Origin of the sequence: Chitinophaga sp. 180180018-3, from assembly GCF_037893185.1 — a bacterium.
In the GTDB taxonomy this organism is placed as follows: domain Bacteria; phylum Bacteroidota; class Bacteroidia; order Chitinophagales; family Chitinophagaceae; genus Chitinophaga.
Map to the genome: position 1 here is coordinate 6,982,014 of NZ_CP140772.1, position 16,636 is coordinate 6,998,649.

Annotated in this window: 12 protein-coding genes; 6 read left to right on the top strand and 6 right to left on the bottom strand. The window is 46.7% G+C overall.

What is annotated here, in order from left to right; genetic code table 11:
• Positions 1-52 precede the first annotated feature (52 nt).
• From UNH61_RS27380 to UNH61_RS27405, 6 genes are all read right to left on the bottom strand, one after another.
• The gene (locus UNH61_RS27380; RefSeq protein WP_326995186.1) at positions 53-1,492 is read right to left on the bottom strand and encodes a 2'-5' RNA ligase family protein; all 1,440 of its coding nucleotides are present in this window, start codon (positions 1,490-1,492) and stop codon (positions 53-55) included.
• Positions 1,493-1,501: 9 nt separating this feature from the next.
• The gene (gene kynU, locus UNH61_RS27385) at positions 1,502-2,770 is read right to left on the bottom strand and encodes a kynureninase (protein ID WP_326995187.1); all 1,269 of its coding nucleotides are present in this window, start codon (positions 2,768-2,770) and stop codon (positions 1,502-1,504) included.
• A gap of 405 nt (positions 2,771-3,175) precedes the next feature.
• Entirely contained in the window at positions 3,176-6,727 is a 3,552-nt protein-coding gene (locus UNH61_RS27390; protein ID WP_326995188.1) for an efflux RND transporter permease subunit, read from the bottom strand.
• Positions 6,728-6,756: 29 nt separating this feature from the next.
• Positions 6,757-7,872 carry an efflux RND transporter periplasmic adaptor subunit gene (locus UNH61_RS27395; protein WP_326995189.1) on the bottom strand — a complete coding sequence of 372 codons (1,116 nt, stop codon included), beginning with the start codon at positions 7,870-7,872 and terminating at the stop codon, positions 6,757-6,759.
• Positions 7,873-7,907: 35 nt separating this feature from the next.
• Entirely contained in the window at positions 7,908-9,266 is a 1,359-nt protein-coding gene (locus UNH61_RS27400; RefSeq protein ID WP_326995190.1) for a TolC family protein, read from the bottom strand.
• A gap of 4 nt (positions 9,267-9,270) precedes the next feature.
• Positions 9,271-9,882, bottom strand: coding sequence for a TetR/AcrR family transcriptional regulator (locus tag UNH61_RS27405; protein WP_326995191.1), 612 nt, complete (start codon positions 9,880-9,882; stop codon positions 9,271-9,273).
• 182 nt (positions 9,883-10,064) lie between these two features.
• Between UNH61_RS27405 and UNH61_RS27410 the strand changes: the two genes are divergently transcribed.
• From UNH61_RS27410 to UNH61_RS27435, 6 genes are all read left to right on the top strand, one after another.
• Positions 10,065-10,673 (top strand): DUF502 domain-containing protein, encoded by a 609-nt coding sequence (locus UNH61_RS27410; protein ID WP_326995192.1) that lies wholly within the window; start codon positions 10,065-10,067, stop codon positions 10,671-10,673.
• Between the two features lie 83 nt (positions 10,674-10,756).
• On the top strand, positions 10,757-11,743 hold the full coding sequence (locus tag UNH61_RS27415) for a zinc dependent phospholipase C family protein (RefSeq protein ID WP_326995193.1): 987 nt from the start codon (positions 10,757-10,759) through the stop codon (positions 11,741-11,743).
• 152 nt (positions 11,744-11,895) lie between these two features.
• Positions 11,896-13,005 (top strand): 3-phosphoserine/phosphohydroxythreonine transaminase, encoded by a 1,110-nt coding sequence (serC, locus tag UNH61_RS27420; RefSeq protein WP_326995194.1) that lies wholly within the window; start codon positions 11,896-11,898, stop codon positions 13,003-13,005.
• Between the two features lie 127 nt (positions 13,006-13,132).
• Positions 13,133-13,996: a glycosyltransferase gene (locus UNH61_RS27425; protein ID WP_326995195.1), complete on the top strand. Its 864-nt coding sequence runs from the start codon at positions 13,133-13,135 to the stop codon at positions 13,994-13,996.
• A gap of 119 nt (positions 13,997-14,115) precedes the next feature.
• On the top strand, positions 14,116-15,360 hold the full coding sequence (locus UNH61_RS27430; RefSeq protein ID WP_326995196.1) for a DUF1015 family protein: 1,245 nt from the start codon (positions 14,116-14,118) through the stop codon (positions 15,358-15,360).
• 185 nt (positions 15,361-15,545) lie between these two features.
• Entirely contained in the window at positions 15,546-16,619 is a 1,074-nt protein-coding gene (locus UNH61_RS27435) for a tetratricopeptide repeat protein (protein WP_326995197.1), read from the top strand.
• Positions 16,620-16,636: the final 17 nt, after the last annotated feature.

Sequence of the window (16,636 nt, forward strand, 5' to 3'; positions counted from 1 at the left end):
AAAGGCCCCCGCATTTGCGGAGGCCTTTTTTTATAATGTAAGGGCGCCATTATCAGGCTCCACCCAGTTTGCATTTCTGCAATACTTCCCATGACTTGCCATTATGACGAAGGAAGTAGAGGTTATTTACCTTAAAGGTTGCCTCGTATTCCTTGTTCTCATACTCGGGCCATGCCTTGTTGAACTGTTCGTCGGTCAGGTCTTTGAAAGCAACAGTAACGTGTGGTGTAAATCCGGTACGCGCCAGCATAGTACTGAATCCGAATTCCTTACGCAGGAAGTTGATCAGCTGACGGTGCATAGCAGACATGGTTTCACTTTTTTCCACGTTAATGAACAGCACACGGTTCTGTTTGTTCGGGAAGGTACCGAATCCTTTCAGGGACACTTCGAAAGGTGCCTGTGTTTTTGCGAAGTCGGTGAGTTCATCACAAAAAGCTTTTTCGAGTGCCGGATCAGCAGTAAAAGGTACCTGCAGGGTAATATGCGGCAATACTTTCAATGCGTACATTGGGCCGTACTGCTCAGCGAATTCCTGCTTGATCTTTATGATTTCTTTACCCACTTCTGCTGTTGGCAGCAGGGCGATAAAGTAAATTTTATTATCTGGTTTAGGCTCGAAGGGTCGGGGGCTTCTTCGCATGTTGCCGCCGCCACGGGGACCGCCGCCACCACGATTGTAGCCTCCACCACCGCCGCCGCGATTGTAGCCGCCGCCACCACCACCACGGTTGTAGCCTCCACCGCCACCACCGCGATTGTAGCCACCGCCACCACCGCCGTCACGGTTGTAACCACCACCACCGCCACCGCGATCGTAGCCTCCACCACCGCCGCCACGGTTGTATCCACCACCGCCACCGCGGTCGTATCCACCACCGCCACCACGGTCGTAGCCACCACCACCGCTGCCGCGATCGTAGCCTCCACCACCGCTACCACGGTCGTATCCACCACCACCGCCGCGATCGTAACCACCACCACCGCTGCCGCCGCGGTCGTAACCACCACCGCCGCCGCGATCGTAGCCTCCACCACCGCTACCGCGGTCGTAACCACCACCGCCACCGCGATCGTAGCCTCCACCGCCTTCACGGTTGTAACCACCACCGCCACCGCGATCGTAGCCTCCACCGCCGCCACGGTCGTAACCACCACCACCGCGATTGTAGCCACCGCCACCACCGCCGCGATCGTAACCACCACCGCCGCTGCGATCGTAACCGCCGCCGCTGTTATAGCTATCACGATTAAAATTACCACCACCGCCGCGGTCATAGCCGCCATCGCGATTGTAGTCACGCGGACGATATCCGCCTTCTCGATTGTAACCAGTGCGCTCTTCAGAGCCACTGTTGTAGTCGGGTTTACCGCCCTCCCGCTCGTTATTTAAATTGGGTTTGTCATCGCCTTTCTCCTTATTGGGATCATTCTCTTTGTTGGTATCAGAAGAGTAAGGCCTGCGGGGGCGTTCGTTTCTCTCAAAATTCATCTTACTTAATTAAGCGTTTGAAGCAATATTAGCTATGATTTCATAAAAATGAAATACGTCCTGATAGGTGTTATACATAGGTGCCGGTGCCACCCTGATAACCCCAGGCTCTCTCCAATCAACGATTATACCAGCATTGGTCATCCGTTGATGTATCTCTTTACCTTTTTCTTTAAACAGTAAAGAAAGCTGAGCGCCTCGTTCATTACAATTTTCCGGTGTTATGATCTGAAAATTTATGCCTTTCAACTGTTTCAGCAGGAACTCCAGATAATTGGTCATTCCGATGCTTTTGCTACGTAAAGCGCCGATACCGGCCGCTTCAAATAATTCCAGGGATGCTTTCAGGCTAACCATGTTAAACACCTGAGCGGTGCTTTGTTGCCATCCTTCAGCTTCTTTTTTTGGCACAAATCCTTTTTCCATTTTAAAACGTGCACTCTCTTCATTGCCCCACCAGCCTCCCAGCCTCATAAATTGCCGGTTGCTGGCATGTTTTTCATGCACAAATGCGCCTCCTACCGCGCCGGGACCTCCATTCAGGTACTTATAAGAGCACCAAACGGCAAAATCTACATCCCAGTTGTGCAACTCTACCGGTATATTTCCAGCTACATGCGCCAGGTCGAAACCAGCATATGCGCCTGCCTTATGGGCTGCGGCTGTAATAGCAGGTATATCAAAAAACTGTCCGGTATAGTAATTAATACCTCCAAATAAAACTAATGCTAAGCTATCACTTTCCCTGTAAATAACCTCTAAAATATCTTCTAATCTTATCAAATGTTCTCCAGGCCTGGGAGAAACCTCTATAATAGCTGTTTCCGGATCATAACCATGGAACTTTACCTGGGTTTCAACTGCATATTGATCACTCGGGAAAGCTCCCGTTTCCATTAACACTTTAAACCGTTGTTTGTTTGGACGGTAAAAACTAAGCATCATCAGGTGCAGGTTCACCGTAAGCGTATTCATTATTGTCAATTCCTCCCTGCTGGCTCCCATTATAGCCGCTAACGGCTTACTGCAATACTGCTGATAATATAACCAGGGATTCTTTGCGGCCCAATAGCCTTCTACCGCACATTGCTGCCAGTCCGTCAACTCCTGTTCTATAGCTCCTTTTACATTTCTGGGTTGTAATCCAAGTGAGTTGCCACAAAAATAAATAGCATCCTTGCCATCACGTTGTGGAAAATAAAACTGTTCTCTGAATTTATATAACGGTTCCTGCTGGTCCCTCTCTTTAGCATATGCTAATGACGCTACGTACTCCATGGTCTTCCAATCTTTCGCCTTAGTATTCGTGTTCTTTCAACATCAACTCTTAATGGCGGTTAGCTATTGTTGTCAAGAAAGCTGTGCCCGTGTATCTTATTTCTCTGATTTCATTTTACAGGCTAAATGGCCTTAAACTGTTTCTAAACAGACTGTCTTATCTTAAATAATACATTATTTCATCATATGGCATATAAGGCTAAGGCTATATATGGCTAGTAACGCGTCTGAACTGTCTGAGGGGTCAAAAGTAATAAAGGCTATTCAAATGCCACTCATTCTAAATGTTAAAATTTGTTAATGACGGAAAAAAGATTACCGACCACAATATACAAAAAAAATCCGTCCCGAGGAATCGGGACGGAGACTGTTAACCTACAACTGTTACACTGTATTGAAAAAAACTTAATTAACGACCACCCTGTCTACTTTTTTCCCGTAAACCGGCTCGTCTTCATTTACCTCAGGTTTTGGAAAAAAGTCATAGGGTTTGGGCGATATGTACCTGGGATCATGCAGTTTCCGCACTTCATCCCGGTTCAGGAATAATTTCAGGATCAGTACCAAAAACGGCACATATTTCAGGTTCCGCGGGAACTGGTAGCGATCCAGCACGTCGATGGAGCGCTTGTTCATCGCATACATTACCGGCACCAGGATCAGTGTGAGGAAAGTCGCAAACACCAGACCGAATACCATTGTCCACGCCAATGGCCCCCAGAATGCCACGTTATCACCTCCGAAGAATATATGAGGATTGAACTCGCTAAACAGCGCCGCAAAATCGATATTCAGCCCTACTGCCAGCGGGATCAGGCCCAATATTGCTGCGATAGCGGTTAACAGTACCGGTGTCATACGGGTGCGGCCGGCTTCCACCACTGCGTCATACACCGGTGTATCCTGCTGGATCAGCAAATCCGTAAACTCCACCAATACGATACCATTTCGCACCACTATACCAGCCAGTGCCATGATACCCACGCCAGTCATTACAATCGAAATAGCCATACCAAAGATGGAGAAGCCCAGGAACACCCCGATAATACTGAACAGGATTTCCATAAAGATGATCATCGGCCTGCCAATAGAGTTGAACTGGGTTACCATAATCATCAGGATCAGGCCAAACGCACCTACCATTGCCATCAACAGGAAGTTCATGGTTTCCTGCTGATCTTCCTGCTCACCCGTCATTTTGATAGTTACAGAACCGGGATGAGTAAAGTCTTTCATCGCATTCTGGATATTCTGCACCACTTCATTTGTGTTGAATCCTGTCAACACATTGGAATACAGGGTGATAACCCGTTTCTGATCAATGCGCCGGATGCCTGCGTAGGTATTGGAGTAGTGAATATCCGCCACAGACGACAGTGGTACCTGCCTTACTACCCCGCCCATATTCATGTCGCGGTACACCAGGTTGAGGTTCATCAGGTTATTGATATTATTGCGCTGATCTTCGTTCAGTCTCACCATGATCTTATACTCGTCCTTGGCATCGCGGATTTTGGAGGCTTCGGCGCCGAATAATGCAGCACGAAGCGTTCCGCCGATCTGCCGGGTAGAGATGCCTTCAGCATTAGCTCTCTCCCTGTCGATGTTCACTACTATCTCCGGCTTGTTATCTTCAAAATCACTCTTCAGTTCTTCCACGCCACCGATCTGCAGGGAGTCCAGGTAACGTTTAAGCCTAAACGAAGAGCTGGTCAGTTCATCGAAGTTATCACCGGATATCTCGATATTGATTGGTTTACCCGTTGGAGGGCCGCCCTGTTCCTGTTCCACAGTAATGTTGGTACCAGGGATACCTTTTACTGCCTGACGTATTTTATCGAGATATTGTACGGTTGATTGTCCTTTTCTGGCGCCGAACTCTACGAAGGCTACTGTCACCTTACCTTTCTGAGGCTGCGTGCTGAGGTCCATCTGCGACGGATCTCCGGCGCCTTTGGCCACATTGGAGATGATGGATTCCACGATCGGGTTATTGGCACCTACCACTTTGGTGATGCGATTTTCCACGATGCGGGTAATGGAATCAGTATACTTCTGATCTGCACCATTAGGCAGCTCTATATAAGTATAGATGAAGTTCGGATCTGCCTGTGGAAAGAACACTACTTTAGGATTACGGATGGCGGTAAGCATGATGCTGAAGATCAGCAGTACAAACGTACTGATCACAATCCACACCGGGCGCCAGCCAACGAGGCACCATTTCAGAACACGTTTGTAACGTTCCTGCACCCGGGGCCAGAAATTGTTCTGGAAGCGACGCGCCACACCGCCCAGCCAGAAACGTTCCAGCAGGATCATCAGGTATACGAACACAACAAAGTTTCCTACTCCAAAACTGTTGGCGTAGCCAATCAGTGCTATAACGGCAAAGACTACACTGAGTATGGTGAATTTCCTGTCGAATTTTGGTTTGGGATGCTCTTCACCTTCATGCTGGTCCATGAAATCCACGGCGAACACGGGATTGATAATATAAGCCACTATAAGTGAAGCTCCCAGTGTAGTGATCAGTGTTACCGGCAGATAGAACATGAATTTGCCGATAACACCAGGCCAGAATAACAGCGGCACAAATGGCGCCAATACCGTCAGTGTTCCTGAGAATACCGGCAGGAACACCTCCCCCGCGGCTATCTTGGCAGCCTTGACGACTCCCAGTTCCTTTCGCTGATTATAGATACGGTGCACATTTTCGATCACCACAATCGCATCATCCACTACTATACCCAGTGCCAACAGGAAAGAAAAGAGCACCATCATATTTAGCGTGAACCCATACACCGGCATCAGCAGGAAGGCGATAAACATGGAGATAGGCACAGAAAGCGCCACAAAGATCGCGTTCACGGCTCCCATGAAAAACATGAGGATGAGCGTCACCAGCAGGAAGCCGATAATGATGGTATTGATCAGATCGTGCAGGGTTACGCGGGTGGATTTAGACTGATCTGCTGTAACAGTTACTTCCAGATTTTTCGGGAAGTAGTTCTCTTTCATATCTTTCGTGATCTCGCGGATCTTATCGGAAGCATCGATCAGGTTCTTACCACTCTGTTTGATAACGTTCAGCGTGATTACATTCTTACCTCTCAGGCGGGCATAACTTTCCTGCTCCAGGAAGCCGTCGACCACCGTAGCTACATCTTTCAGATACACGGTAGCTCCAGACTGACCTCTCACAATGATATTGCCGATACGTGAAGGATCCTTGTATTCTCCCTTTACGCTGAGTGTACGCTTCTGGCCATCCATTGCTACAAGTCCGCCGGAGATGGTGGCGTTCTCATTCTGGATGGCAAGCACGATATCATCGAAGCTGATTCTCGCAGCATCCATCTTGTATTTATCGACATTGATCTGGATCTCACGTTCCAGTTCTCCAACGAGGTCGACACGGGTGATTTCATTCAGTGCTTCGATCCTGTCTTTCATATCATCCGCATACTTTTTCAGGGTCTGCAGATCGAAGTCTCCTGACAGGTTTACGTTCATGATAGGAATCTGCGATACATCTATCTTCACAATCTGCGGCTCCTGTGTAAGGTTCTGTGGCAGATCTTTTTTAGCATCATCCACTTTTTCACGTACCCGCTGGCGGGCAGCTTCAATATCTTCATTGGCATTGAACTCGATCGTGATCGCAGAGAAATCCTGCATGGAAATACTCTTGATCTTCTTTACGCCGGAGATGCCATTCAATTGCTTCTCGATAGGCTTGGTGATCGTGGTTTCCACATCCTCCGGAGATGTACCTGCATTAACGGTATTAATGTAGAACTGCGGGAACACTACTTCCGGAAACTGCTCTTTAGGCAGGTTAATATAAGAAATGATACCAGCCAATGCAATGATAATAGTAGCCACGTAAATGCTTACCTTATTATCAATGGCCCAACTGGTAGGCTTGAATTCTTTATGGAGATTATCTTGCATACACTTGGTTTTAGCTGATAAAAGCAGCTTTATAATTTAATCAGGTCGTTGTCATTCAGCCCCTGAAAACCAGTAGTAATAATTCTATCACCCTTTGTCAGTCCGCTTTTGATCTCTGCCTTATCATTATAGGTATGACCCAGTTCAATTGTTTTACGTTGTGCTACCATTTTACCGTTAGCATTCTGTGCTACCATCACGTAGGGCTTACCGGAGGTGTACTGGATAACGCCTACAGGTATTACCACCGCATCCTTCGCGGTATAGTCAACAATGCGCATATGAGCGATCATATTCGGGCGCAGTGCATTGTCGGCTTTCATGGGTACTTCTACCCTTATTGTACGGCTGAGCGGATCGATGGTTCTGGAAGCAAAAGCAACAGTGGCCCGCATCTGGCGATTAATATCCGGGAAGACGATATCTACCTGATCTCCTTCTTTCACACGGCCTGCATAGGCTTCAGCGATATTCGCAGTTACCTTCAGGTTGCTGGCATTTACAACGCGGAATGCGGGAGCGCCGGGTGCAGCATTGTCGCCTAGTTTAGCGATCACCGCATCCACCGTACCGCTGATGGGTGCAATGATGCGGGTTTGTGACATCTGATCCTGCAGTGTAGCCATTTTCCTTTCGAGACCTTCTTTCTGATTCTTAGCATTGAGATATTGTACTTCAGAACCGATTTGCTGAGACCAGAGGTTCTTTTGTTTTTCGAAGAGTGTATTGGCAAGGTCCATCTGGGTGCGGAGTTCAGCCATATTAGCTTTCAGCACCTGATCATCCACCTGTGCCAGGGTTTGCCCCTGTTTTACCTGTTGTCCTTCTTTCACATAGATAGCAGTGATAACACCGGGAACACGGGCAGATACATTCACATTTTCTCTTGCGTCCACGCTTCCCTGTACATCTATGAAATGTTCAAACAAAGTATCGTTTATCATAGTCACTGTCACATCTTTCATCTTCTGTACAGTATCCTTCACCCCTAATTCCTTTTCCAGGTCAGCGATCTTCTTGTCGATATTTTCCTTGTCAGTTTTCAGCTGCTTGAGCTGGGCAGCTTTATTGCCGCCACCGCCGCCGCAGGCAGCCAGTAAAAGCGTAAGGACGGGGATCAGTAAAGAATATCTTTTAGTTGTCATGTTATGAGTAGTGAATGGTGATTGTAATGATTAAGCTATAGTTTGCCGTATGCCTTCATCAGATCTATTTTAGCCACGATGGCATTGAACAGTGCTGTGAAATAATTATTCTGGGCAGTGAGCAGGTCATTTTCCGCGGTGGTCATTTCCAGGCTGGAACCAACGCCCTCCCTGTATTTGACCTGCGTGGTATGATATACATCCTGCGCCAGTTGCATATTTTTCTCCTGAGATTCCAGGGTGAGCACGTTGTTCCGGAAGGTAGATGTAGCTTGTTCTCTTTCCAGGTCTATGCCCAGTTTGGCATTCTCAATAGCCACTTCACTTTTCTTAACCGCCAGCCACGCCTGATCTACCTGCCGTTTGCGCTGCAAACCGGAGAAGATGGGAACCGAAAGGTTCAGGCCTGTGTTGACGTACCCGTACCATGTCTGTGTTTTGAAATAATCGAATTTATCACTTCCGCGCAGCGCGCCTGTTGCACCGAAAAGCTGCAATGAAGGAAACCCTTTCATGCGGTATCTTTTCAGATCATATTCATTAGCTTTCTTCTGGGTTTCGAGTAACTGGTATTCGATGCGCTGGGAGTAATCGAATTTATCCATGTCCAGCACATCTGCTACTATCCTTTGTGTGGAAAGTGTATCAGTAAGTACAATCGCCTGTTTGAGTGGCATTCCCATCTGGAATTTCAGGGAAGCAGTGCCCAGTTCCACCAGGTTGCGGAGTTTGGTTTGCTCCGTTTCCAGGTTAGTATATTGTACCACGAGGCGGTCTACATCCAGTTTCTCAGCGAGCCCGTTCTTGTAAATTTCCCTGGTTTCCTTCAATATTTTATCAAGCGAATTGATGTTCTCCGAGAGGATGGCCAGCGCTTTGTTGGCAGAAAGTACATTGTAGTATGCTTTATATACGCTCGATTTCACATCTATTTCTGACCTGGTCACATTCTGTGCCACCAGTGTTTCCAGTGTTTTCCGGGCCTGCAGGGCAACGAGTACACTGGGGTCGAATAGCGTCTGGGTAAGTCTTACTTCACCCATGAGATTATGAGGCAACTGGAAAGAAACGCCTACAAATGAATCCACCGGAAGACCGAAGTTCTTCATGTTAAACATTTGTTTCTGCGTGATGGGGTTATACTGGTATGCGCCGGTTCCTGCAACATTAGGCAATGCAAGACCGCTGACTTCTTTATTCTTCGCCAGTTGGATAAGTTCATCCAGTTTAGCGGTTTTGACGGTGCTTTGATTAGCCAGTGCATAGTCAACCGCTTCTTTGGCCGTCAGGCGGATTGGTTCCGACGCGACCTGTTGCTGGGCTCCCGCACTGGCAGCCACAAACAGCAGCCACCCGAATAAAGCCATACTGGTGAGCCTTTTGATTGATAGCATAGTGTTATTTATTTAGCGATAGTTGTTTGTATTCTTCAATAAGATGGTATCCTTTAAGTGATGCTACTCCGTATAGAAAATTTTCCAATAATACTTTTGCGACCTTGTTCATATCATATGTACCAGGGAATACCTCGGTCTGAAAGCTGATCATACAGGCATGTATCCGATAATATGTCAGTATTCTTATATCTATATCCGGCCGGTAAACACCCTCACTGATACCTCTTTCCAGATTTTCGCGGATCATATTGGCCAGGGAATTATGTTGATAATCCAGGAACACCTGATAAGCTTTAGCGTGAAATTTCTGGAGATCGAGGATAATAACCGGGTTCATATTCCGCAGGCGCCTGTCGAGCATATCCATCACAAGGAACAGCTCCTGGATGGCATCTTTTGACTTCCGTCTGTCTTCCAGCGACTCTTCATTAACGATCTGTATGAACCTCGCTATCGTCTGCGACACCATATCGTCCTTGTCTGTAAAATGGGCATAGAGTGTTTTTTTAGAGATACCCATCTTTACAGCAATGTCATCCATGGTGATGGAGCGGGTTCCAAACTGACGAAACAGGCCAAAAGCCGTGTCCATAATGCGTTCCTGTACTTCCATAAATTTAACGGCAATAACGCTGTTGTTATGCAGAACAAAACTATGGAAACTTTACAAACTTCCAAAGTTTCCAGTAATATTTTTTTATATGCAGCCAACTAATGGTCACAGGATGAATGAACTAAAACCGATAGTTAAAAGCTAGCAGCTATTCTGTAATTTTGCGGATCTAATCCTGAACCATGTCTCCCAAGCTCAGATTTAAAGCATTTGCATCGAGGTTATTACGTTATTTCTTCCAGGGGTTGCTGATACTGGCGCCCATAGGAATAACAGCGTTTGCCCTGTACTGGGCGTTTGTTACCATAGACAATCTCATTCCGAAGGAGATCATCCCTGAGGGCACTTCTTTCAACTTCCTGAAGTATAAGGGAGTGGGCTTTGTGTTAGTACTGCTGCTGATCGTTGTGGTAGGCTATCTGAGTTCATCCTTTATTATCGGCCGTCTTTTCGATCTGTTCGACCACTTACTGGAGCGTACGCCATTCATCAAGTATATTTATACCTCTGTTAAGGATGTGTTTGATGCTTTTGTGGGCGAGAAGAAAAAATTTGATCATCCGGTGCTGGTACAGATCTATGGCCAGGATGTCTGGGAAATGGGATTCATTACCCAGCCGGATGTGAGTAACCTGGGGCTGGAAGGTTATATGGCGGTATACGTTCCGCATGCTTATGCCATTACTGGCAAAGTGTTTATGGTGCCTAAGGAGAAGGTGAAGCCATTGACCAATGTTTCAGCGGGTGAGGCCATGAAATTTGCGGTAAGTGGAGGTGTAACTAATTTATAAGCATCTTTAGCCTTTAGTTTTTAGTCTTTAGTATCTATAGCGATTACTAAAGACTTATCTTTGTTTTCCTAAAACCCAACCAGATGTTAACCCACACCAACCTGCGGATTCCCGCGCTTATCCTGTTTTTTATATTGATGATACCGTGTTCCCAGGCCGGGGCATGGGGATTTTTTGCGCATCAGCGGATCAACCGGCTGGCTGTTTTCTGCCTGCCGCCGGAGATGATGGTGCTGTATAAGCCACAGCTGGAGTATCTGACCATACACGCCACGGATCCGGATAAACGGAGATACGCCGTAGCGGCGGAAGGCGCAAGGCATTATATTGATATCGATCTGTTCGACCAGCCGCCTTACCTGAACATTCCCCGCAGCTGGTCCGATGCGGTGGCGCGTTACACGGCAGATTCATTGAACAGAAACGGTATACTTCCCTGGCATCTAGAGAAGATGATGGCATGGCTGACAGCAGCATTCCGGGAACGGGATCAGCAGCGTATACTGAAGCTGTCGGCAGAACTGGGGCATTATATGGCCGATGCACACGTGCCGTTGCATGCGTGTTCCAACCACAACGGCCAGCTGACGGGGCAGGACGGCATTCACGGATTGTGGGAATCGCGCATACCAGAGTTGTTGGCCGACCGTGAATACAACTATTGGGCGGGCAAAGCCTGTTATATTGCAGTACCCCGGAAATTTATCTGGGATGTTATCAGTGCCAGCGGAATGGCCGCTGATACGGTTTTACGCTATGAAAAACAGTTAAGCGGGCAGTTTCCGGTGGGTAGGCGCTATGCATACGAAAACCGGAATGGGGTATTGATACGTACTTACGCTGAAGACTATACGAAAGCGTATTCACTTTCGATGGGTGATATGGTAGAACGTCGGATGAAAAATGCCATAGCGGCTGTAGCATCGGCGTGGTACACCGCCTGGGTGAACGCCGGGCAGCCATCGTTGCAGGAGCTGGCTCACACCACGCCTACCCCCGGAGAGCAGGAGGAGGCAGAAAAGCTTCAGCAACAATGGATGAATGGCCGATTGCCTGCGCGGGAAGAGTAAAACGGTAAAATATTTATGGCAATACATAATAATTAGAAAAGAAATTTTATCTTTGCCAGACCATCTTTTAACCTGTCCTACACCACGCGCCTTACCGGTTTTAAAACACCCGTGCCGTTTTTTTTCCGTTTCCTTAGAAAAACCAAAACAAAGTGGAAAGATCAAAAAATGAATTTAATCTGAATCGCAACATGAAGGTGCATAATTTTAACGCAGGTCCTTCTGTATTACCTAACGAGGTATTGTACAAGGCCAGTAAAGCTCTTATCGACTTTGAAGGGTCGGGGATGTCTATACTGGAGATTGGTCACAGAACAGAGCCGTTTATTGCGGTAATGGACGAGGCGCGCAACCTGGTGAGGGAGCTGATGCAACTTGATGACGACTTTGAAGTCCTCTTCTTGCATGGAGGAGCCACTACTCAGTTCATGCAGATACCAATGAACCTGCTTGAAAGCAGTGAAACAGCTGCGTATGTAGACACCGGCGTATGGTCTAACAAGGCCATTAAAGAAGCAAAATTGTTTGGTTTTACCGACGTTGTAGCAAGCTCCAAGGAGAGTAATTACAATCACATCCCCAAGCAGTTTACGATCCCGCCACAGGCGAGTTATCTGCATATAACCACTAACAATACCATCTATGGTACACAGTGGCAGATGACGCCCGTTACCGACGTACCCCTGATAGCTGATATGAGTAGCGATATCCTCAGCCGCAGCATGGACTTCAACAAGTACTCGCTGATTTATGCCGGAGTACAGAAGAACATGGGCGCTGCCGGCGCTACCATGGTAGCAGTACGCAAAAGTTTGCTGGGCAAGGTAAGCCGCAAAATACCGGCTATCCTGGACTACAGAAATCACATCGACAATGGTTCCATGTTGAATACCCCGCCTGTATTTGCCGTGTATATCTCTATGCTTACACTCCGCTGGTTGAAAGAACAGGGTGGTGTTACCGCCATTGAAAAAATCAATGAGAAAAAAGCTGCGTTGCTTTACGACGAAATCGACCACAACCCGTTATTCCGTGGTACCGTGGTAAAAGAAGACCGTAGTAAAATGAACGCCTGCTTCATCATGGATAAACCAGAGATGGAAGAAGAGTTCCTGAAATTCTGCAAGAAAGAAGATATTGTAGGTATCAAAGGGCATCGCCTTTCCGGCGGATTCCGGGTATCTATGTACAATGCCCTCCCCTACGAGAGCGTAGAAGTAATGGTGGAAGCCATGAAATACTTCTCACTGAAAAAGGCATAATAAAAAAGATAGTATAACATAGATACGGGTTTAGAGGAGATAGTTTTAACCTGTCTTCCTCTAAATCCGTATCTTTTTTGTAGAATTGTTCTATGCTTTGTCCCTATCAAATCATTAAACCATCCGTATGATCAAAGAACAACCGCTGGTTTCTGTAATTGTGCCATGCTATAACCGTGAAAAATATATTGAACAGTGTGTGATGAGTGTTATTCATCAGACATATCCCAACATCGAACTTGTAGTAGTTGACGACGGCTCCACAGACAAATCCGGCCAGATATTAGAAGAACTGGCAGCCAAACATGGTTTTACCCTTGTCAGGCAGAAAAATATGGGGGTATGTGCAGCATTGAATAACGGCATCAGAGGCCATTCAACAGGTGAATATATCTGCTATCTGGGATCTGATGATTACTGGAAAGAAGACAAAATTGAGAAACAGGTTGCTTTTTTAGAAGAACACCAGGATCTGGCCCTTGGTTTTACAAAAACAACCCTTGTTGACAGCAAGGGCAATATGAGCTGGAGCTATCCGAATGGAGAGGAGATTACCTGCGACTTTTACAATTTACTCTGGGGAAATTTCGTTCCCTCCCTGACCACAATGATGAGAAGAGATGTTTATGTTGCAGTCGGTGGCTTTGATGAAAACCTGGTGCTTGAAGACTGGGACATGTGGTTAAGGATAGCATACGAATACAAATACGGCTTCCTTGATGAAGTATTGGCCTATTACAGGATTCATGACAACAATATGTCGAAGGATACCATTAAAATGAAGAGAGCAGAGCAACAGACTCTTCAGAAATGGCGGCACACAAAAGCATATAAGCATGTATATAAACGGTGGGCCCTCGATGCTATGAATGAACTGGCGCCAACACAAAAGAAATATGTTACCACACAACTGCTCCTCCCCGCTCTTAAGTATTACAAAAAGAAATTATTTTATACGGGATTATGGAAGCTGTTAACCAAATGGGAATAAAAGAAATTTTTTAAGGGGCCGGTCAGGCCCCTTCTTTGTCACCTGCAGCTATCCGTAATTTGTTATTGGCAGTTAGTATTTTTTATTCTAACTTTTGTACCTCACTCATATCATATACCATGGCTATCATCAGACCCTTTAATGGCGTAAGACCTCAGGCAGCGTTGGCAGCAAAAGTAGCCGCAAGGCCGTACGACGTGCTCAGTTCCGCGGAAGCCAGAGCGGCGGCGGCAGGCAATCCTTATTCGTATTATCATGTTTCCAAATCAGAAATAGACCTGCCGGAGGACGTAGATATACACAGCCAGCAGGTATATGATAAAGCAGCGGAAAACCTGCATCGCATGGTTAGCGAGGGGACGCTGTTCCAGGAATCGCAGCCTGCCTATTATATCTATAAACTTGTTATGAACGGACGCGCGCAAACAGGGCTTGTATGCCTTTCTGCCGTTACGGACTACAATAACGGTATTATCAAAAAGCATGAGTTTACGCGGCCCGACAAAGAACTGGACCGTATCAATCATATAAAAACCACCAAAGCGCAAACAGGCAACGTATTCCTGGCATATAACGATGTACCGGAAGTAAACGCCCTGATCGACCGCTGGCAGGAACAACAGTCACCCACATACGATTTTACAGCAGAAGATGGCATACAACATACCATCTGGGTGATCAGCTCCCTTGCGGTTGTACAGGAAATAACCTCCCTGTTTGCCACGAAAGTACCTTGCACTTACATTGCCGACGGGCATCACCGGGCGGCTTCTGCCAGTCTTGTACAGAAAGAGTTTGAACTGGCAGGAAAGATCACCTCCGTTGAAAATCCGGTCAATTATTTCCTTACCACCATCTTTCCGGCCAGCCAGCTGGCGATACTGGACTATAACAGGGTGGTCAGGGATCTTAACGGTATGAGTAAAGAAGCACTGTTATCACGCCTGGACTATGATTTCACCGTGGAGGAAATAGGCCATCTGCCCCAGCCCCCCAGCATGCTCCATGAATTCAGCATGTACCTCGATGGCAGGTGGTACCGGCTGGTAGCCAGAGAAGGCACTTATACCACGGATCCGATTGGCATACTGGACGTCACTATCCTGTCGGCCAACATATTGGATAAACTCCTGGGTATCAGTGATCAGCGAACCGACAAGCGGATTGACTTTGTAGGCGGAATCAGGGGCCTTGGTGAACTGGTTAAGCGGGTCGACAGCGGCGATATGAAAATAGCGTTCGCCCTTTTCCCGGTCACAATCCGGCAGTTATTCGATATCGCCGACAGTGGTAATGTCATGCCTCCCAAAAGCACCTGGTTTGAACCGAAATTACGGGATGGCCTGGTTACTCATCTCATCTAAATAAATATTAAAAAACAGTAAACGGCATTGCTACCCTTCAGGCACGGAGGGCTCCTGCCTGAAAACATCTGGATAAGAAATTTTAATAATATAAGACACTTAATCCCTGTAACCTGAAGCCCGGAGATTGATCTGCGGCACATTATCTCATTTTCATTACTTTTACAACAAACGAACAGACAGGGATGAACATACGGTCTTCTTTATTGAAAGCATTTTTTATAGCAGGGATACTAATTTCACAGACAGTTGTTGCGCAGGATGCCAAAGAGCTATACAATACAGCCACCGGCTTCATTCGTACCGGAGATTACTCCAATGCCATACTGGTGCTGAATCAGGCATTGCAACTGGATCCTGACAATTTTGAATTGAAAAAACAGCTTGGTTTTACCTATTATCTCAAGGGAGACCTGGTAAAAGCCAAAAGCGTTATCGAACCGTTGTTAAGCAGTAAAGAAGCAGATGTACAGGTGTTCCAGATAGCAGGGAACATCTATGTTGGCAGGGAGGATTGGAAAACTGCGCAGCGTATGTATGAGCGTGCGATCAGGAAATTTCCCAACAGCGGGGAATTATACAACGACAATGGTAACCTGCAGATGCAATTCAAAATGTACGATGCTGCTTTACGCAGCTGGATCAAAGGCATAGAGCAGGATCCCAGGTTCCCGGGTAACTATTACAACGCTACCAAAACCTATTACTACAGTAATAATCCGCTTTGGTGCATATTGTATGGCGAAACCTTCATGAACATGGAGAGCTTCACCACCCGTACTGCAGAGATAAGGAATATTGTGCTGGAGTCTTATAAAAAGCTGTTCAATGATCCGTCGCTGTTCGAAAGCGCCATGCCGGATGATAAGAAAGGCAGAAAGGGTGGTAATGGATTTGTAGAGGCGTACAAGGCCTGTATGGGCAAGCAGATCAGTGTAGTTACCGGCGGCATAGATCCGGATGCACTCATCATGGTACGTACCCGATTCCTGTTAGACTGGTTTAACACCAACGCGGAGAATTTCCCATACGCTCTTTTCGATTTTCAGCGCAATCTGTTACGCCAGGGATACTTTGAGGCATATAATCAGTGGCTGTTCGGCCCTGCGGCCAGTCAGAGCAATTATAAGGGATGGATAGCGCTGCATAAACAGGATTATGATGATTTCCTGAAGTATCAACGTGCTAATCCGCTGAAGCCCAGACCAGATGAGTATTACAACGATGGCCGGTTTACGCTGATCAATTCGGGATATTAGTTTTTGAATAAATTTTG